This window comes from Hydrogeniiclostridium mannosilyticum (genome assembly GCF_003268275.1).
In the GTDB taxonomy this organism is placed as follows: domain Bacteria; phylum Bacillota; class Clostridia; order Oscillospirales; family Acutalibacteraceae; genus Hydrogeniiclostridium; species Hydrogeniiclostridium mannosilyticum.
Genome location: NZ_QLYR01000006.1, coordinates 38,800 through 57,150, shown reverse-complemented (window position 1 = coordinate 57,150; position 18,351 = coordinate 38,800). Strand labels below are relative to the sequence as shown.

Sequence of the window (18,351 nt, the reverse complement as noted above, 5' to 3'; positions counted from 1 at the left end):
CACCCTGCTCATTGGGTGCTCCGCGGCGGGAGCTCCCGTGAACCGGGGCCCTTCAAACGGATAAATTTCGCAAATATAATTGAAGCGAGCCCGATTGTGGGGTATAATGGTATAGGTTTTCATATGCCATGAAAAGGGACCCTTTCGGGGCGATCCCCCGGGGCTTTTAGCCGTTACAGCCTTAAAGCTGGAAAAGGCGATCTTATGAACAGGAGGAACCCCATGAAATATATCCTTGTCATCGGCGACGGCATGGCGGACAATCCCGTGCCGGAGCTGAATGGGCGGACGCCGCTTCAGGCGGCAGCTATCCCCACCATCGACGCACTGGCGGCCCGCGGCACTGTGGGCCATGTGGTCAACTGCCCAAAGCCGCTGCCCGCCGGCAGCGAGACGGCGATCCTCTCTATTTTCGGCTGTGACCCGCTGCGTTATTTTACCGGGCGTTCGCCCATGGAGGCAGCGGCATCCGGCCTGAAGCTGGCGCCGGGCGACGTGGCCTATCGCTGTAACCTGGTTGCGCTGGAGGACGGCGGCATGCCCTATGAGGAAAAGAAAATCCTCTCCCACAGCGCGGGCAGCATCGAAGGGGAAGCCGCGCTGCAGGCGGTGGAGATTTTGGAGAGCGACCCGTGCTTCCGCGCTGCCCTGGAGCGCGCCCGTATGGTGATCCACCGTTTTCCGGCCTTCCGTCAGCTCGCCGTACAGTCCGGCGCGGACATCCGGGGAATCCGGCTCACTCCACCCCACGACCATCTTGGCGAGGCGCTGGGTCCATGGCTGCCCAGCGGCTGCGGCAACGCCGCCGTGCTGGACGAGCTGATGCGCATCGCACATCGGGTATTGAACCGCCACCCGTTTAATGAGGAGCGGCGCAAAAACGGGAAGCTGCCCGCCAACGGCATCTGGCTCTGGGCCGAGGGCACGGCAGTGGAGCTGCCCGGCTTTGAAAAGCAGTACGGCCACACCGGCGGGGTGATTTCCGCCGTGCCGCTGTGCCATGGGATTGGGGTGCTGCGGGGCCTGAGGATGATCGAGGTGGAGGGCGCCACCGGCGAGCTCGACACCAATTTTGAGGGTAAGCTTCAGGCAGCGCTTGACCTGCTCCATACCGATGCGGATTTTTGCTGCCTGCATCTGGAGGCTCCCGACGAATGCACCCACAACGGCGATCTGCCCGGAAAAATCCAGGCCATTGAGTGGCTGGACTCCCGGATATTAAAACCGCTGCTTGCCCGGCTGGACGAGGAGGGGACGGACTACCGCATCCTGCTGCTCTCCGACCATAAGACCCTGACCGCTACCCGTGGGCACGACGGTGACCCGGTGCCCTTCCTGCTGTTTGACAGCCGCAGGGACACGGGCCTTGGCGGCGTCTACGACGAGCCTGCCGGTGAGGCCGGAGTGGAGGTTGCCGCGGGCTGTGAGCTGCTGGGCTATCTCTTTGAGCAAAACACGCTTTAACGCTTCTTAGCGCCGCTAAGCACCGCTAAGCGCCGCCGCGCGGGTTCCGCGCATAGGGCGGGGAAGCGGCGCATAAATTGAACCTAGGGATAATCGCGGCCCATTGCATATGGAGAAAGGGAAGAAACGCATGAACGAAAAATTTGAACGGCTGGGCTTTTACCCCGCCGATATTCTGCTACCGCGCAGCGCCGGCATGACCAAGTGGGCCGTGGTGGCCTGCGACCAATTTACCTCTCAGCCCGAGTACTGGCGGAAGGTGGAGGAAACGGTGGGCGGGGCCCCCTCCACGCTGCGGCTGATTCTGCCGGAGGCCCGGCTCAACGACCCGGATGTGGCGGGGCAGATTGCCGCCATCAACGCCACCATGGAGCAATACCTGGCGGACGGTGTGTTCCGTACCCTGCCCGAGGCGCTCGTCTATGTGGAGCGCACCCAGTCCGACGGGCGGGTCCGGCGGGGGCTGATTGGGATGGTGGACCTGGAGCAGTACGATTTTACGCCCGGCTCCGGCGCGCTGATCCGCGCTACGGAGGGGACTGTGCTCTCCCGCATCCCGCCGCGTGTACGCGTACGGGAAAACGCGCCCATCGAGCTGCCGCATGTCATGCTGCTGATCGACGACCCGGAGAGGACGGTCATCGAGCCGCTGGCTGCCGGGAAACAGGCCGCGGAGCCGATGGAGAAGCTCTATGACTTCGATTTGCAGCAGGGCGGCGGCCATCTGGCGGGCTGGCTTCTCAGCGGTGCCCAGGCGGATGCCGTTGCCGGCGCGCTCTCCGCACTGTGCAGCGAGGAGGCCATGGAGAAAAAATACGGCCTGCGCGGCGCTGCCCCGCTGCTGTTCGCGGTAGGGGACGGCAACCATTCGCTGGCGACGGCAAAGCAGTGCTATGAAAACCTGAAAAGGGTAACGCCCCGCGAGCGCTGGACCAGCCTGCCCGCGCGCTATGCGTTGGTCGAGGTGGTCAACAACCATGACGAGGCCCTGCGGTTTGAGCCCATCCACCGGGTGGTGTTCGGCGTGGACCCGGAGCAGCTGCTGGCAGGCCTGCTGGACTTCTACCCGGGCGCTTACGAGGGCCGGGGAGCAGGGCATGCCATTGCCTATACCTGCGCCGGGCGGCAGGGGTGGGTTACGGTGCCGGAGCCGAAGCTGCAGCTCGCCGTCGGCACGCTGCAGGCCTTCCTGGATGCATATGTTGAGCGGCATGGCGGCGAGGTGGACTATATCCACGGCGACAGCGTGGCGGACGAGCTGGGGGCCAGACCGGGCAACATCGGCTTTAAGCTGCCCGCCATGGGGAAGGATCAGCTTTTTAAAACCGTGATGGCGGACGGCGTACTGCCGCGCAAGACCTTTTCCATGGGCCACGCCCAGGATAAGCGTTATTATGTCGAGGCACGCAAAATCAGATAATCTACGGGAAAACGGCACGGTGGCAGGCTTTCGCTAGAAACCGGGGTCCGCGGTAAAGAGGCGGCAGGATTACTTACGTCCTGCCGCCTCCTTTTGTAACCGGCGTTTTGCGGCTTCCAAACGGGGCCCGCTTATTACCAGGGCGGAGAACCCCAACCAACCTGGAACGCGGCGGTAACCCCGTTATCGACGGCAGCTCCGGGCCTTTTTGAAGCCATGTGGTACGCCTTATTTCCCGCTTGTTCTTACCCGCCAGCACGAGGCTTTAATCTTTGGCAGGACTGGGCGCTTTTATGCCGCCTAAAGATATAAAATATCCCCAACGGAAGACAGAAGGCCTCCGTTGGGGGATTGAGAAGGTTAGAACTTATAAACGGGTTAGTGGCCTGCCGGCGCATAGATGATTTGCCGGCGGACAGAGGAATATTGCGTTAAATACAATTTTTCAGCTTTTCAGCAATCCTCCGGCGGCATTTAATACTTTCCAGCTGGCCGCCTGAGCTTCATCATCAGGAGGGCGGCCGTACCGGACACGCCTGTCAGCAGTAGCAGCGCATAAGCCGGCATGCCGCTGTCTCCGGTTGCAGGGGGCTCGGACGGATCTGCCGGTTCCTCCGGGATGGCGGGGGTTTGAGATTCCGCGGGCTCCTCCGGTTCCTCCGGCCCGGCGTCTTCCTTCCATTGGGCGTAGAGAATGACGTGCTCGTCCGCCATGATGAAGGAATCGTTTTCCTGGTAGGAGATTCCGCTTCCATCTACGGCCGTGTTCCAGCCCGTGAAGGTGAAACCGTCCTTAACCAGCGTGCCGGGCCCAACAACGGCAACAGTGTCGCCGGTTTTGTAATCATGGGCCTGCGGCGCTTCTCCGCCGGTGTTGCCGTTGCCGTTGTAGGAGACCGTTGAAATGACCGGCTCTTTTATGGACAGCTTCACTTCCAAGAGCTCCCCGGCGAAGTCGGTGTAGTAGTCCCCGTTTGCCTGCTCCGCGAAAAATCCGAGGGTATAATTCCCGGCGGGAATCCCCTTCAGCGGAACCGACAGGCTGCCGGCGGCATTTACGGAGGCGTCTGCCAGCTTTCCATAGCGAATGAGGTTCCCGGCCTCGTCAAACAGCACGCAGGAAACGTACTGGTTTTTGCCTGTGGTGGCCTCGGTGTAATCGAAGGTCAGGACGGAATCAACGAGCGCGGTTCTGGCGTCCAATTCCTCCTGGGGGATGGACAGGGTTTGGCTGTCATCCTTCATTGTAAATTTAATGGAGCTGTTCTCACTGAATGGGCCGGCCTCGTAAAGGGCGTCGTCCGCCAGTCCGGTGCTTTTGAGGCCGGTGGACTGAGAGGTAAACAGGATGCCGTCAATATCGAGGTTGAGCGCGGGGCGTACCGGGCCGGTTAAATCCTCGTTGGGCACCAGCCGGTCGGAGCCCTCCACCTGGCTTTGATGGGCGGAATAGAGACTGTTCGGGATAACGATGCCATTGTACCCAAACAGGATATCGACGAGGGTCCCGGACGGCGTGCGGGAGTGGAATAGTTCAAAATAATTTTCGGCAGGGGTTTTGGCAATGGATTTATACTCCGCGGTGGAAAGGGTCCACAGCTTTTGGTCCGGCGCGGGCTTGCCGCTGATCCCGTCCTCAGTGGTCAGTGTTCTGGCAATTAACCGCTGAGACTCCAGCGGCAGCATGCAGGTGCTGGCAATTTCCTCCATACGCTGCTGCAAAGAACCGCCGTAATAGTCGTTTGGGTTGGTAAAACCCTGATCACCGTCCGCCGCGTCTGCATCTACCTCATAATACAGCGCCCGGTTGGGTTCCTCCTTATAGGTGGTGGTTCCGCCTTCCGTCTTGTCGGGCATCATGGGGTGAATGACCTTGCCGCCCGATTGATAGAGGACCCACCGCTTGCCCCAATGCTCCTGAAATTGCGGGAAGCCGCCCTGCCCGTCTCCTTCAAGAAATTCATAATCACGGAAAGGGGCCCATCCATAGCGTGTGTTTCCGTCCTCAGGGGCCTCGTCCAGCTTGTGGAGAAGCGTGAGATTGTTTTGGTTGCCCGCTTCGCTGTGGATTCCCTCACCGTTATAGCCGACGACATACCACTCTTCGCCCCCAAAACCAACGACGGTTACGCCGCCGTTTCCGAGGGTGGTGGTTATCGACTGTGGACGCCCGGCCCACATTTCCCGCGGCGGTTCGTTCCCCGGATCGGGGGCGGCTTGTACCGCAGCGCAAAGGCTTGTACTGCCGAACAGCAGTGCCGCCGCTACAAAAGCGGCAATTTGTTTTTTCATTCTGTCCTCTCCTTACTAAATGTATAATTGAATTAAAATTATACGTTTAGTCAAAATAATTTTTGGACAGAAAAAATAAAAAAGTCCCCTAAAAAGGGGACTTTAAAAGACGTATACGGCTATATATCATTATGATTATAAGCATACATAAAATATAAAACTGCTTAATTTCCATTATATTCCATTTAATTGTATTTTTCAAGTTCTTTTTTATTTTTTACCGGGAACAGCAGATTTTATATATTTATGCTATGATAAGCATAAGCGGGTGAGAACGGCCCGGCATAGCTTTTCAGTTTTAGCATGAATGAGAGGAGGCCCCTGCATGACAAAGCGGGCTTTACAGGATGAACTGATCTATGAGATCCTTGCTGTCGTTGAGGAAATACCGGAAGGGAGCGTTGCCACCTATGGACAGATTGCCAGGCTGATCGGCAGAGAGAAAAACGCGCGCCTGGTGGGCAAGGCGCTGAGCATGTCGGAGTATTACGGCGAATATCCCTGCCATAGGGTCGTCAACCACGCGGGGCGGCTGGCTCCGGGCTGGCCGGAGCAGCGCTTCCTGTTGGAGGAGGAGGGCGTTGCCATGAAGGATGAGCGGCACGTGGATTTAAAAAAATGCCGGTGGGACTGCTGAAAGGGCCTTTTCCGCCGGTATTCCGCCAGTCCACGAGCATGCGGCCTTTTTGTAGTCATAAATGCTTTGGGCAGGTGTACCGCGGCAGTCCTCTGCTGTGCTTTCCATATTCGATTGCTTCGCGCGGGCAGCGGCAGATGCAGGCCATGCAGTGGGTGCAGTCCTTTCCCCACACCGGCTTTCCGTTTTCCAGATGGACATTGTTGAGCGGGCAAACCTTGGCGCATTTACCGCAGGAGATGCAGGCATCGGTCGCATAAAATTTCTTGGCATGGACGCACACCGGGTAGAAAAGGCCGTTGACGATGCCGCTGTTCATTCTATCCTTGAGGGTGATCGCCTGCGGCGGGAACGCCTCGCCATTCGCTATCAGCCCAGCGGCCCGATCGATTGCCCCCTCCGCCTGCCGGATGATCTGCCCGGCCTTTTCCTGAGTGGGGGTGGAAAACATGGCAATATAGTTTTCCGGCATGGTAATGGCAAGGCAGCCCTTATATGCCAGCGCTTTCCCGGCGCACAGCTCGCGAAGATATTTTCCGGCGTTTCCAATGTCCTCGCCGCAGGTCATGATAAAATAGATCTCGCTATTTCCGGTTAGCTGGGTTTTTTTCAGCCATTTCTCCACAATACGGGGGATTCTCCAGGCATAGGTGGGGACGACGATTATCCACGGCTTGCCGGAGTGCATTTCCGAAAAGTCCTGGCTGCGGATTCTTTCAAATAAATCAACGGCCTCGTCCTTTATGGCAGCGCCGATCCTTTTGGCGGCATACGCGCTGTTTCCTGTCCCTGAAAAATATAAAACCATTTTTATGACCTCCTGCTTATATTTCTGAGCCGATATGCTCTTTACGCTCTCGTAAATGAGCGTTGTCAAACCGGATAATTCCTTCCGCCGGGTTTCGGCCGCGCTCAAATAGTAGTTTTTAACGCCCTCTTTGCGCATGGCCAAGCTGCCGGCTTCTCTTAAGATTTGCAGACGGCGGGAAACGGAGGGCCTTACAGCACGCCGGGCCCGTGGGCCTTCGCTATGAGCCGCCTGCCGGATTTTCTTTCGTTAAAGTTTTATATTAATTATAGAAGATGGATAGCGAAAAAACAATATCCGTAAAGAAAATCGTTACCAATCCGCCCGGTTCCCATATTGCCCGTGAAGAGCGGGCATGCGGCGCGCGGGCGCAAACATTACCGGCGAAGATTCCTCCGGCGGGAAGCGGCGGCCCAAGGAAGCGGGCGCGCCGGGCAGAAATCGCCCCCGCTGTAGGCCGGGGCCGCAGCGGGGGCGACCAGGCTTAAGCCGATGCCATATCCATCCCGCTTTAGCTGGTGGACGCGGTACCGGTTTTGAAAAATCTGTTCCTGTCTTTCCAGCGGAATGCCGATTCCATGGTCCTGAACGGTAATAATAACGCTTCCATGCCGGGTTTGTACGAAGACTGCAATCGGTTGTTCTGAACCGTATTTTACCGCGTTGTCTATCAAATTGCCGACGGCCTGGTAAATCCACCGCTCTTTTGCAAGGATTGTGGCATCCTGCCCCTCAAAATAAATAGGTACGGCTTGGCTGCGGTAGAATCGTCGCTCAAGGTCAGAATATCCTCCATATTATCCACAATGCGGTCGATGCTTTTTACGGCATCCGCGCCGGCCTTCAGCTCCACCGTTGTTCTCAGAACGGAAAGAGCTTTTTTTGTTCATGGGAAACATAGGCGTTCAACCGTTTATAGCCGTTTAAATGATCCTGAAATTTTTGCCTTATTTCTTCGAGCGCCTCTTGAATTGCCGGATCAAGACCGGGGCAGGGCGTTTCAGGCTGCTCAAATTCTTTCATTGAGCGGAGAATTCTTATATTCTCCCGCCGTTGAATCTGCTGCAAAACCGCCCAAAGCAAAAGGGACGGCAATAAGAAAAACAGGCACATTGAAACGGCGCCCGCCGGCAGCCACTCAAAGCTTTTGGCTGTGTAATAGCTGTCGAAGGCGTTTCTCCACACAATACGGGATACATCCATTTGAATATTCCTGCCCGCCGTAATTTCGGACCATTCTTCACGCGTGAGGATATATACGCCGCTGTCGCCGGCATATTCCGTTACCCGATTGGCGGCGGAGGTAATCCTCAGCCACAGCGGGCCGGCAATTGACAGAGCAGAAAGAAGGATTGCATAAATAACAATCGCGGCGCCGGTTTTCCAAGTCATTTTTCGCATAGAGCATACCCCTTCCCGCGCAGCGTATGAATTATTTCTTCTCCAGCCGCCTGCGTCAATTTTTTGCGGCTCCTTGAAATATGAACACGCAATACCGAAAAAAAAGGGTCAAACGTCTCGTCGTAAACATGCTCCGCCAGCTCTTCGGCAGAAACAACAGCCGGGTATTTTTCAGCCAAATATTCTAAAATATCAAATTCCTTGGCTAAAAGCTCCACCGGCTGGCCCTGGACGCTCGCCGCCCGGGCTAAGGGGGTGACCGTCAGCCGGCCGACGCTGAGCACCGGGCTGCTCTTTCCGTAATACCTGCGGATGGACGCCTGGATCCTTGCCCGCGGCTCCACCATGTAAAACGGCTTTGTCAAGTAGTCGTCCGAACTGAGAGCGAGCCCCAGCGCCCGCTCCTCAATTTCGTCCCGGGCTGTTACAATAATAACCGGCGCCGTCACATTGGAGGAACGCAGAAATTTTAAAATGTCAAGCCCGTCTTTATCCGGTAAATTCAGGTCAAGCAAAACAGCGTCATATTCATTGACAAAGGCCAGCTCCTCACCCTTTAGGCCGGTGTAGGAAACATCCAATGGAACCCCTCTCTTTGAAGCCCGGCCTTCATGGAATCTGCAAGCTCTTTGGTGTCCTCAATAATTAGTATTCTCACGGTTACCCTCCTGTCTTATGGATAGTTAAATTATAGCACGCCGAATGTTTATCGAATGTTAATTTTAATCCGGCGTATTTACGGCGCGGGATATTTTAGCAGGCGTACAGGTTCCGGTTTATCCGCTCTATATAAAAACAGCGTGTTTGTTTGGGGTATTATCCCCAGCAAACAAGCTGTCATGATTTATTTATGTCTGTTTTCACATGCCCCGTCGTGTTTTATCCGCAGGCATGGCTGCCGGCCTGTAAATTCAGGATCGGTGACATGTAAGTCCATTGCTGTCTCTCCTTTCAGCTTTTTGCGGCCTGCCGGTTATATGCGCCCGTCAATGTTTTCTTTATTGTACAGGGGTTGCCGCAGGCGACGGTGTTTGCGGGAACCGGTTTTGTAACAACGCTTCCTGCCCCGATGACGGCGTTGTCGCCGATTGTCACGCCTGGCAAAATGATGGTTCCGCCGCCAATCCAGACATTGTTTCCGATTGTGACAGGGGCGGTTTGCGTGCGGATGGCCGTTTTGCCGGCTTCGTCTGTATAAATGCGCGCTGCCGCCGAAACAGGGTGAACGGCAGTATAAATTTTTACATCCGGGCCGATCAGGGTGTTGTTGCCAATGGTGATTCTGCCGGTATCTAAAAGGGTGCAGTTCATATTGATGAGGCTGTTTGCACCAAGAGAGATGTTGCAGCCGTAATCCACCCAAACCGGCTGGTTCACACGCACATTTTCACCGCAAGAGCCAAACAATAAATGAATGATTTGATTGCGCAAATCCATATTTTCGGCGGGCAGGCTGTTATAAACCCGCATAAGGTCTTTTGCGTTGCTGCTCAGGCGGCGAAGCGCCAAGTCCCTTGTATCATAGTATTTACCGCAGAGCATTTTTTCCTTTTCCGTCATAGGTCCGCCTCTTTTATGAAAGGCCTTTCACCCAATCCTCCAGCTCCCGGCCGGAAACACGGTTCAGCATTTTGCCCTCCGCCCAATTTGCGCCCGGGCAGAGAGGCTTCAGGACCTCTACGGTTTTTCCCATTCCGCTGCCGCCGGAGGTAGCAAAGGGGATGATGGTTTTGCCCGAAAAATCGTAGCTTTCCACAAAGCTATTGATAATGGTGGGCGCGACATACCACCAGATCGGAAAGCCGATAAATATGGCGTCGTAGTCCGCCATATTGGGAAGCCGTTCTGCGATTTCAGGGCGGGAGGCGGGGTCGTTCATTTCAATGGAGCTACGGCTCTTTTTGTTCGTCCAGTCGAGATCGGCACGAGTATAGGGGACGGCAGGTTTGATTTCAAAGAGGTCGGCGCCGGCAGCCTTTGCCAAATGCCCGGCAACGGCTTTGGTAACGCCGCTTGCCGAAAAGTATGCAACTAGCTTTTTGCTCATTTTATTTTTCCTCCAATCTATTGTATTCTTCATCACTTACAGGCTCGCACCATTCGTTTGAGGCGTCCTCACCCGGTACTTCTACGGCAATATGCGAAAACCAGCTGTCCTTTTTGGCTCCGTGCCAATGTTTTACCCCTGCGGGAATGGTAATTACCGTTCCCGCGGCAAGAGAAACAGGCGGTTTACCTTCTTCTTGGTACCACCCCTCGCCCGCTGTGCAGATAAGAAGCTGGCCGCCGCCGCTTTTGGCGTGATGAATGTGCCAGTTGTTGCGGCAGCCCGGTTCAAAGGTCACATTGGCAAGAAACAATGCTGTTTTTTGTGGATTTGTCAGCGGGTTCAAAAAGGATCTGCCGGTAAAATACTGTGCAAACGCTTCGTTCGGGCCTCCTGTTCCAAACATGTTGATTGCTTCAAATTGTTCTTTTTCGCGCACTTTCATTGTTCAAACCGCCTTTCTTTCATTGGATTTCGGGGCGCCCGGCTGCTGTGGAGCGGAGGAGCCCGCCTCTTCGCGCCATAAAAATAGAAACCGGTTTTTATTCTGGAATTCTCTCTTTTGTTTGCTTCCTGTTCCGGGCTTTGATTTCAAACCGCAGGTAATCGAGCCGATCCAACTGCCGTTCCTTAAAATGGATTTCCTCAAGTGTTTCGCTTCTTTTTGCCTCCAGCATTTTAAGCCGTTCGTCTTCACCGGAAGCGCCCTGTAAAAGCAATTTCATGTACCTTTCTGCCTCGGCGCTTGTAAACCCAATATCGTGAAGCGTCATAATGGCGCTCAAACGCTCGAGGTCGCTGCTGTCATAGCGCCACGCGCCCATGGCTTTCTTCATTTCGCCGCACAGTCCCCAGCTTTCATACGCCTGCAAAATTTTAATGGGGATTTTATATCGTTCACTCGCTTCGTTGATTGTCACGTTAAGGTTCCTTTCCGCCGGGGATATAAAAATAAAGGCGCTCCGTTTTGAAACACCTTTATTATAGGTTCAATAATTTGAAATGTCTAATGCTTATATTTTATTACAAGATATGCCTTTTAGGTATTGTGCCGCGAAGTCCATGAAAGCAGAAACCGTGGCAGAAAAAATTTGATCCTTTTTCCACCCCAGGACCGTTGAAATTTCCAAAACGGGTTGTAATGGAATAAACCGTAAATTTTCGTAGGTGCAGTTTAAGCTGATGCTGAGCATGACACCGATGTTTTCTTTGGCTAACACCGCCTCGTTATATGGCAGGTTGGCGGCCGCCGCAATGTCTACCCGATCTTTATAATCGCCGAGCCATTTTCCGATCCGGCTTTGGTTGAAGTCGCCTGTTGCAGTTACAACCGACATTCCTGCCAGATCCTCCGGCCTTATACTTTCTTTTTCGGCGAGAGAGGAATCACTCGGAGCAAACACCCCCCATTGTTCTTTAACCGGCATATTGACAAAGTTATATTTGCGCATATCAACCGGTTCTGACATTAAACCCATATCGAGAAATCCTCTTTCAATATAATCCCGAATGTTAGTTGCGTTTCCGCTGTATATCTCGTATTTTACGTTGGGATATTTTTTGCGAAATTCTGCAATGATTTTCGCCAGATATTCCGTCGAACGAAATTCACCGCTGCCGATTGAAATGGTGCCGGAGAGCGCTTCCTCTTTTTTAATAAAATCTCGTTTTGTTTTGTCGGCCAAGGACAAGATTTCCTGCGCACGGCGCTTCAATATCATTCCGTCCTCGGTCAAAACAATATTATGATTACTACGGACAAACAGCTTCACGCCAAGCTCCTGTTCCAAATCTGCAATTTGTCTTGATAATGTCGGCTGTGTAACGTGAAGCATATTAGCTGCTTTTGTAAAATTTTCTTCTCTTGCAACCGCCAAAAAATAATTTAATACACGAAGCTCCATATCAGCACCTCCTCATATAGTTTAGCACAAGCTTGTTCCATTTTAAATATATCTAATAGGAAGATATGCCTATTGCGAAATTTATGTATTAAACTGCCCTTTATACGGACGGCTTGCGGTTTCAAGGAGCAAGCCGCAGCGGGGCGCTCTGGTTCAATGGGTGAAAACAGCGCCGGTAAAAAAGGACCTGCCGTAAGCGAGAGAGAACAGGCAAAATAAGAACCGAGCCCGGAACGCGGAAAGCGTCCAGGCTCAGCCTAGCGGCAAAAGACCGTGAAAAATTATTTTTGCGGTTTTGGCAGATGGACGCGAGCGCTCACGTTCTTGTGAGAAAAGTAATTATTTCATCAAATACAGTTCAGTGAGAACACCTGCCATAATCTCTCCTGAAAACATAATAATCGGTGTCAAAACCGCCCCAGCGGTAATCGCCGCTTTTCCACTCTATAAATAGATATTCTGTATCGTCGATGTTTTTGATTTCATAAGCGCACGCAGTGCAGTTCCATTTGCGCAAAACAAATCCGTTTGTCCACTCCTGAGCATGCCTGCCGCTTATGATTTCATCTCCGTAAACGCTGCTGCATTCTCCGTTTGGCAGAAAATCAATCTCCTTAAAATACGGCTCGAAGCTGCTGTCAACATTTTCCGGGGAAAAGTCATCTTTATTCTGAACAAAGGCTACAGATTTCCATTTGCCCAAAATATTCCGGTCGTTATTAAAAGGGATAGAAATATTATCTTTCCGCGCAATATCCTTTGCTTTGTAGCGGCAGTTATCGCATTGATGAAGCACCAAAAGCGTTGTCCTGCCGGTTTGCAGATAATCAAAGGATTTCAGCTTCACAAACATGTATAATCCGTCCGATTGTTTCTCAACGGTAAATTCGTTGACGGAAGAGCTTTCGCCGTCATCGATCAACAATTTGCCCTTCGTCCAGGAATAGCACCAATACCACTCGCCTTGTGGTAGAAAAAATATTTCACGGTTCTGGCTGCCGATCCCTTCTTCCGGCAGCTTTTTGCCAAGGTTAAACGCTGCTTGGTTATGATATTCGCCTATAATTTCCCACTTTCCAACGATTTTCTCATCGTTTTCAAATGGGATATGTACATTTTCATGTATAAAATTAATCTTTGCTTCTTCCATAAAATTTCCTCCTAACATTAAGCCGCGGAGCTCGTCGAGGCGGCAGAGCGTTTCGTTTAGCTGTTTTTTCTTATTGTCAAATATTGCGCCTATGGCCTTGGGCGGCACGCTGCCTGAAACCAGTTGCTTTATTTCTGAAAGGGAAAAGCCCGCGGTTTTCAATTCGTTTATGCGAGCGCACACGCTGATCTGATTTTCGGAATAATGCCTGTAACCTGTAAAGCTGTCAATATAAACAGGTTTTAGCAAGCCGCAGCTGTCATAATACCGCAGCACAGAAATGGGCATATGGCAGGCCCTGGAAAATTCTCCTATTCTCATTGGTTTCATCTCCGGATTTTTATATAAGGTACCTTACGCGCATATTATAAAGCTAAAGTGTAGGTGAGAGTCAAGCATACAATGAAAAATTATTTTGGCTAAACAGAAAGCAGTCAAGAAAATACAAAACAGCGGCTAATTTTATGAAATAAAAAGTCGGAACGGGTTAGGCTCGTTCCGGTGTGGGTTTACGCTACAAAAAAGATGCCCGCGGAAAATGAGAATTCCGGGTTCAGCATACGTCTATTTTCATGTTAACACAGTGATTTTTCGATTTTTACTTCTGGATGTCCCGTTGGGTAAAAGAGGACGACCCTGAAAAAACAGCTTAAATGCTGGATTTATGACATGAAAAAAATCGGAACGAGCGCAACTCGTTCCGACGTGTAATAGTAAGACAAAAAGAATCTTTTGTTGTTTTTTAAAGGGACTTGAACTTTCGCAATGCCTTTGTTGTCTTAAACATTTGGAACAATGATTGTTGTCAGTGATTTTTTCTGCGCCCCTGTCGGAAGTTTCAGTTTTCCGTTATTTACAAGTTCCTTCATACAATGAAGAATAAACCAACCGTCGGAAAAGAAGGTGTATTGCAATCCGTATTTCTGCATTTTGTGGAGATGCTTCGGCGTTTCATCAAGCACTGCTTTCACAAAAGATTCTTTCAGTGTTTCAAATTCATGCCAATATTTTTCTTTAATGTGGTCACCGATCGCAATAAGCTTATTTTTAATGTCAGTATTTTCAAGCCATACGGCTTGAGAAACGGATTTAAACCATCCCGTATTGCCATTAATGTTCATTTTTGTTCTCATGATTCCCGTTTCCTCAAGGAATGCATAACTTTCATCGCTTACCGAATCATCTAACCTTGATAGAATAGATAGAATACGATTTGTTTTTGAAATATAGTTGTCATCAACCCGTCCATCTGACCATTCGGAGTCGATCTGCCATAAAGTATAATCCTCGTTTCTATTCCAGCAGGGCCCGCACCACTGTTTCATACTATCAAAATACATAGGCTTTTTAACGCCGGGACTGATAACAGAAGCGTAACATATATTCTGTCCTCCATCTGGGCGAACAGTTGCCACCTCCTCAAAGGAAATGCTTTTATCCATCAGACTCTCCCCGCTGAGTGCGGCAATATACGGCACGAGTGACCAAAGGATAAAATTGTCATCTGCTCTTGGGGATTCAGACAGCGAAATCGGTTGATCTGTCTGTCCGCAAATAATGCGTTTATCCTTTAAAATTCCGCTGTTAGTCAGCTCTTCCATTAATTCATTTGCAAAGAGCTTTGCTGCTTCTTGATACATTACGTCATGCAACGAAATCAGTTCGTTTGTTGGATCATCAAGCAAAATATTGCAACGATATTTGCCTTTGTTCTCGGCGAGAAATCCATATTCGGAAAGATACTCTGCTTCACTTTCCACATATACAGGGGAAACGCCAAGGCAGTCGGCGATTTCGTTGATTGTTTTATCCTCTTTCCAAACAGCATAGACAATATTTTGCGATAAAGCACTTCGAAAGAAGTTACTGTTTGTGCCTTTCGTTCCCGGAGAACCATTTGTTCCGCACAGTTCAAATTTGATTGGATTGAATTTGAGTTCACCCGTCTGTCTCATAGTATCCATACCTCTCTTCAAATCTTTTTTTGCTTCAAACAAATGCCATTTGACTGTGCCGAGAGGAATATTGAGTTCTTCTGCGATTGCTTCTTGCTTTTTATTTTCAAAATAGTAGGCAATTACAATACGACGTTGCAGTTTTGACAAATAGGCTATCTCACGATGCAAATGGTCAATCAATTCACTTTCAACGCTTCCTGCTAGCGTGTCATCTTGGGATGGCAATAACTCCGCTAGTTCATCAATTGGAACACCGATCGTCGTTTTTGTCCTGTCACGATAGTAATTAGCCAGAACGTTGTGTGCTATCGTCCAAATGAATTTTTTAGGCGAATCCAAATCATCTTTGACAAGCATCGCACGGAACGCACGTAAGACGATATCCTGAGTCAAATCCTCTGCATCCTGCAAATTAGCGCATCGTTTCAGTGCAAAACCGTATATAGATTTCAAGTATTCAATTATAATACTCTCGGCATATTCACGATCCATCTACTTTATCTCCTTGAAAGCTTTCACCCATATAGACACAGGCATAGAAGAAAGGTTGGGGATTTTTATTTAAATTTTCCCGTTTTTGTCTAATGCAATAAATCGTTGGATTAAATAAATCATATTACACAAATGAAAAGAGGTCGACAGCCTTAAAGCAATCGACCTCTTTTGACAAACTGGCGGAAGCGGTGGGATTCGAACCCACGAGCCCGTGAGGGCTACCTGATTTCGAGTCAGGCCCGTTATGACCACTTCGATACGCTTCCATCATATGAGGCGCGGAAAGGCGCCTCTGTCATTTTATTGTTCTTTTATTATAGCCAGCGGGCGGGGAAAAGTCAAGGCGGGATTTTTTGCCGCTTTAGCCGACTGCGGAGATGGTTTCGCCGTTTTTGGCCTCATCGGGCAGGACCGGCGCCTCGGCCTGGTTCAGGCTGGAGAGGCTGCCGCTGAGAACGTACTTATTGACCTTAATGCTGGCGTCCATGCCGTCTATATGGGAGAGAATGGTGTTAAGCGCCTCCGCGCCGTCTACATCAAACTGCAAAAACTGCCCGTCCTCCGCGCTGATATAGGCATAACCGTAGAGCTCGGGGGCGGTGGCCAGCAAAGTGTCCACAATGGTAGCCGAGCCCTCGCCGATTCCGGTGGAGGTGACAATGTTTTCAATGGCGCTGCGCAGGACCTCGCTTTTCAGGGTCAATTCAAGCTTGTAGGCTTTCTGCCCGCCAGTATCCTCTGTGCGAATCATCTTCTGCGCGGCCACCTGAGGAATGAGCCGGAGAATATCAATCTGCGTCATCGGGGTAGTGTCCAGCTCGCCGGCCAGCGTCCTGGTCCATCCGTCCCCACTATTGGCATAGACCCAGATGCCGTCGTCCTCTGCCGCCGTATAGGTTTCCGTCTGACCGGAAGCGCCGGCCAGGTCGCTGGTTTGAAAGCTCTTGAGTATAAAGGGCGAGGCCGCATAGGTGACGGTGTTCTCGCTGGTAAAGGAAATCTTCTCACCTTCAAAAGTAATTTCAAGCGTGCTTTGATAGGTGGCGTCGCAGCTGGACAACGCGTTGGCGTTGGTCATGGCTTCGCGGAACAGCATGTCCGCATCCGGCAGATCCGCGGCATTGCCGCAACCGGTAAACAGCCCGGCAGCCAGGAATGTGGAAAGAAAGACGGAAAGAATTTTCAGTCGGCGCTTCATGGGCATTCTCCTTTATTGTAAAAAAATGGATATTTGTTGTAAACGCAGGGAAAAAACCGGTTTCTTTTTATATTAACAAACAATTTGTAAATTTACAAGATAAAAACTTCCGCTCGCTTGACACCATATGCGGAATAAGGGTACAATAAATTTGATTTTATGAAAAGAAGGAGCATGCTTGGCCTTGGAACGACGCCCTGACAGGCCGCCTGCTCGCGTGGCGGGCTTTTTATATTCCCATCGCTGCCGGGGAGGCTTCTCCCGCATAAAATCGTTTCCACCATTTTAATTTAGATTCCAATTATAGAAAGAATGAGTATACATGACGGCAAAAGTAAAAGAAGCGGCCTGCGCGATGGCCTCCCTCTCCGTCTACAGGGGAATTTTGAAAAGGACGGTGCCAAAGGCATTGTTTCGCCTGCTGTGGGCAGAGGATGAAAAGGCCTTCTTACAGGCTTGGGGTTCCTTTTTGGCAGTTCTGTGCGAACGCGGCTTCAGTGAAAATTTAATGGAATGTATTTCGCAGACGGCGCTATTTGACGAAAACGCTTTTTCCCTTGCCGCCGCGGCGGGGGAAACGGAATTTCCGCCTTCGTTGATGGCGGCCGTAGAACACGACCTGAAGGTTATTCTGGATATTTCCGCCCTGACGCCGGAGGATCTGCTGCGCGGCTGCCCCTTTGAGGCGGTGCGCGGAATGCAGCTGCCCGGCTGGCAGACGGGGGAGCCGATGGAGGCGCTGCGGGGGCCGATTGACGGCTGCATCTCCCGGATGGCCGCCTATTACCGCGCCAACGGCTGCGGCATGTATGCCCGCTACCGTGCGTTTATCTGGCGTGACGGAGCAATTCAGCCGGTTGCCTACCCGGATAAGACGCGCCTGCAGGATTTGAAGGGTTACGACGTTCCCCGGCGTGAGGCCATTGAAAACACGCTGGCCTTTCTGGAGGGCCTGCCGGCGAACAACTGCCTGATGTATGGCGACCGCGGAACCGGGAAATCCTCTACGGTAAAGGCGCTGCTCAACGAATTTTATCCCAAGGGCCTGCGCGTGATTGAAATGCCCAAGGAATCGCTGATGGATTTCCCCAAGCTGGTTGACCAGATTGCCGCCGTGCCGATGAAATTTATCATTTTTATCGACGACCTGTCCTTTTCCAACCAGGACGACACCTATGCGGCGCTCAAAGCCGTTTTGCAGGGCGGCCTGGCGGCTCAGCCGGATAACGCGCTGATCTATGCCACCTCTAACCGCCGCCACCTGGTGCGCGAGACGTTTTCCGACCGGGAGGGGGACGAGCTGCACCGCAATGACACCATTCAGGAAAGCCTGTCACTGGCCGACCGGTTTGGCCTTGCCATTAATTTTTCTCTGCCGGATAAACAGCAGTACCTGGAAATTGTCCGGCTGCTGGCGGTACAGCGTGGGCTGGAGGAACACATGGAGGAGCTGGAGCGCGGCGCTGAAATGTGGGCGATTGCCCGCGGCGGGCGGTCGCCAAGGTGCGCGCAGCAGTTTATTGCCGGCGCGGAGTCCCGCATTCGGCGGGGAATACCCGTACTGGACCCGTAAACCT

The 18,351-nt window shown here is 51.9% G+C and carries 18 protein-coding genes and 1 tRNA gene; 4 read left to right on the top strand and 15 right to left on the bottom strand.

Annotation, left to right across the window (positions count from 1 at the left end; genetic code table 11):
* Positions 1 to 222: 222 nt before the first annotated feature.
* On the top strand, positions 223 to 1,464 hold the full coding sequence (gene apgM, locus DPQ25_RS09725) for a 2,3-bisphosphoglycerate-independent phosphoglycerate mutase (protein WP_177576974.1): 1,242 nt from the start codon (positions 223 to 225) through the stop codon (positions 1,462 to 1,464).
* 130 nt (positions 1,465 to 1,594) lie between these two features.
* Positions 1,595 to 2,884, top strand: a complete 1,290-nt coding sequence (locus DPQ25_RS09720; protein ID WP_112332984.1) for a DUF1015 domain-containing protein — start codon at positions 1,595 to 1,597, stop codon at positions 2,882 to 2,884.
* A 474-nt stretch (positions 2,885 to 3,358) separates the two neighbouring features.
* On the opposite strand, the gene DPQ25_RS09715 is transcribed toward DPQ25_RS09720, so the two are convergent.
* Positions 3,359 to 5,176 (bottom strand): InlB B-repeat-containing protein, encoded by a 1,818-nt coding sequence (locus DPQ25_RS09715; protein ID WP_112332983.1) that lies wholly within the window; start codon positions 5,174 to 5,176, stop codon positions 3,359 to 3,361.
* A 325-nt stretch (positions 5,177 to 5,501) separates the two neighbouring features.
* Here DPQ25_RS09715 and DPQ25_RS09710 point away from each other — a divergent pair, with 325 nt between their 5' ends.
* Complete coding sequence (locus DPQ25_RS09710; RefSeq protein WP_112332982.1) at positions 5,502 to 5,813, top strand: MGMT family protein; 312 nt, start codon at positions 5,502 to 5,504, stop codon at positions 5,811 to 5,813.
* Positions 5,814 to 5,868: 55 nt separating this feature from the next.
* Here the strand turns inward: DPQ25_RS09710 and DPQ25_RS09705 are convergent, their stop codons facing one another.
* The 14 genes from DPQ25_RS09705 to DPQ25_RS09640 all read right to left on the bottom strand — a co-directional run bounded on the left by DPQ25_RS09705 (position 5,869) and on the right by DPQ25_RS09640 (position 16,774).
* Positions 5,869 to 6,621, bottom strand: a complete 753-nt coding sequence (locus tag DPQ25_RS09705; RefSeq protein WP_112333060.1) for an EFR1 family ferrodoxin — start codon at positions 6,619 to 6,621, stop codon at positions 5,869 to 5,871.
* Between the two features lie 377 nt (positions 6,622 to 6,998).
* The gene (locus DPQ25_RS09700; RefSeq protein WP_177576973.1) at positions 6,999 to 7,295 is read right to left on the bottom strand and encodes a sensor histidine kinase; all 297 of its coding nucleotides are present in this window, start codon (positions 7,293 to 7,295) and stop codon (positions 6,999 to 7,001) included.
* Positions 7,292 to 7,474, bottom strand: coding sequence for a hypothetical protein (locus DPQ25_RS09695; RefSeq protein WP_112332980.1), 183 nt, complete (start codon positions 7,472 to 7,474; stop codon positions 7,292 to 7,294). The genes DPQ25_RS09700 and DPQ25_RS09695 overlap by 4 nt, the downstream gene beginning before the upstream one ends.
* Positions 7,475 to 7,482: 8 nt before the next feature.
* Positions 7,483 to 8,022: a hypothetical protein gene (locus DPQ25_RS09690; protein WP_112332979.1), complete on the bottom strand. Its 540-nt coding sequence runs from the start codon at positions 8,020 to 8,022 to the stop codon at positions 7,483 to 7,485.
* A complete protein-coding gene (locus DPQ25_RS09685) occupies positions 8,010 to 8,603 on the bottom strand; it encodes a response regulator transcription factor (RefSeq protein ID WP_242978288.1) in 594 nt (197 codons plus the stop codon). Before DPQ25_RS09685 ends, DPQ25_RS09690 begins: the two co-directional genes overlap by 13 nt.
* 370 nt (positions 8,604 to 8,973) lie before the next feature.
* Complete coding sequence (locus DPQ25_RS09680) at positions 8,974 to 9,582, bottom strand: sugar O-acetyltransferase (protein ID WP_112332978.1); 609 nt, start codon at positions 9,580 to 9,582, stop codon at positions 8,974 to 8,976.
* Positions 9,583 to 9,595: 13 nt separating this feature from the next.
* Positions 9,596 to 10,069: a flavodoxin gene (locus DPQ25_RS09675; protein WP_112332977.1), complete on the bottom strand. Its 474-nt coding sequence runs from the start codon at positions 10,067 to 10,069 to the stop codon at positions 9,596 to 9,598.
* Between the two features lies 1 nt (position 10,070).
* Positions 10,071 to 10,514 carry a cupin domain-containing protein gene (locus DPQ25_RS09670; RefSeq protein WP_112332976.1) on the bottom strand — a complete coding sequence of 148 codons (444 nt, stop codon included), beginning with the start codon at positions 10,512 to 10,514 and terminating at the stop codon, positions 10,071 to 10,073.
* 97 nt (positions 10,515 to 10,611) lie between these two features.
* A complete protein-coding gene (locus DPQ25_RS09665; protein ID WP_112332975.1) occupies positions 10,612 to 10,989 on the bottom strand; it encodes a MerR family transcriptional regulator in 378 nt (125 codons plus the stop codon).
* Positions 10,990 to 11,082: 93 nt separating this feature from the next.
* A complete protein-coding gene (locus tag DPQ25_RS09660; protein WP_112332974.1) occupies positions 11,083 to 11,973 on the bottom strand; it encodes a LysR family transcriptional regulator in 891 nt (296 codons plus the stop codon).
* Positions 11,974 to 12,331: 358 nt separating this feature from the next.
* Entirely contained in the window at positions 12,332 to 13,444 is a 1,113-nt protein-coding gene (locus DPQ25_RS09655; protein ID WP_177576972.1) for a MerR family transcriptional regulator, read from the bottom strand.
* Positions 13,445 to 13,902: 458 nt separating this feature from the next.
* A complete protein-coding gene (locus DPQ25_RS09650; RefSeq protein WP_112332972.1) occupies positions 13,903 to 15,573 on the bottom strand; it encodes an RNA polymerase sigma factor in 1,671 nt (556 codons plus the stop codon).
* Positions 15,574 to 15,753: 180 nt separating this feature from the next.
* Positions 15,754 to 15,842, bottom strand: a tRNA-Ser gene (locus DPQ25_RS09645).
* Between the two features lie 95 nt (positions 15,843 to 15,937).
* Positions 15,938 to 16,774: a hypothetical protein gene (locus DPQ25_RS09640; RefSeq protein WP_112332971.1), complete on the bottom strand. Its 837-nt coding sequence runs from the start codon at positions 16,772 to 16,774 to the stop codon at positions 15,938 to 15,940.
* 322 nt (positions 16,775 to 17,096) lie between these two features.
* On the opposite strand from DPQ25_RS09640, the gene DPQ25_RS09635 reads away from it, so the two are divergent.
* Positions 17,097 to 18,347 (top strand): ATP-binding protein, encoded by a 1,251-nt coding sequence (locus tag DPQ25_RS09635; protein ID WP_242978287.1) that lies wholly within the window; start codon positions 17,097 to 17,099, stop codon positions 18,345 to 18,347.
* The last annotated feature ends 4 nt before the right edge of the window (positions 18,348 to 18,351 follow it).

Bases quoted from the DNA above. Each gene is read 5' to 3' on its own strand.
- DPQ25_RS09690 (WP_112332979.1), bottom strand. From the start codon at position 8,022: ATGCGAAAAATGACTTGGAAAACCGGCGCCGCGATTGTTATTTATGCA.
- DPQ25_RS09650 (WP_112332972.1), bottom strand. From the start codon at position 15,573: ATGGATCGTGAATATGCCGAGAGTATTATAATTGAATACTTGAAATCT.
- DPQ25_RS09670 (WP_112332976.1), bottom strand. From the start codon at position 10,514: ATGAAAGTGCGCGAAAAAGAACAATTTGAAGCAATCAACATGTTTGGA.
- DPQ25_RS09705 (WP_112333060.1), bottom strand. From the start codon at position 6,621: ATGGTTTTATATTTTTCAGGGACAGGAAACAGCGCGTATGCCGCCAAA.
- DPQ25_RS09640 (WP_112332971.1), bottom strand. From the start codon at position 16,774: ATGAAGCGCCGACTGAAAATTCTTTCCGTCTTTCTTTCCACATTCCTG.
- DPQ25_RS09675 (WP_112332977.1), bottom strand. From the start codon at position 10,069: ATGAGCAAAAAGCTAGTTGCATACTTTTCGGCAAGCGGCGTTACCAAA.
- DPQ25_RS09715 (WP_112332983.1), bottom strand. From the start codon at position 5,176: ATGAAAAAACAAATTGCCGCTTTTGTAGCGGCGGCACTGCTGTTCGGC.
- DPQ25_RS09710 (WP_112332982.1), top strand. From the start codon at position 5,502: ATGACAAAGCGGGCTTTACAGGATGAACTGATCTATGAGATCCTTGCT.
- apgM (WP_177576974.1), top strand. From the start codon at position 223: ATGAAATATATCCTTGTCATCGGCGACGGCATGGCGGACAATCCCGTG.
- DPQ25_RS09680 (WP_112332978.1), bottom strand. From the start codon at position 9,582: ATGACGGAAAAGGAAAAAATGCTCTGCGGTAAATACTATGATACAAGG.
- DPQ25_RS09720 (WP_112332984.1), top strand. From the start codon at position 1,595: ATGAACGAAAAATTTGAACGGCTGGGCTTTTACCCCGCCGATATTCTG.
- DPQ25_RS09635 (WP_242978287.1), top strand. From the start codon at position 17,097: ATGACGGCAAAAGTAAAAGAAGCGGCCTGCGCGATGGCCTCCCTCTCC.
- DPQ25_RS09660 (WP_112332974.1), bottom strand. From the start codon at position 11,973: ATGGAGCTTCGTGTATTAAATTATTTTTTGGCGGTTGCAAGAGAAGAA.
- DPQ25_RS09655 (WP_177576972.1), bottom strand. From the start codon at position 13,444: ATGAGAATAGGAGAATTTTCCAGGGCCTGCCATATGCCCATTTCTGTG.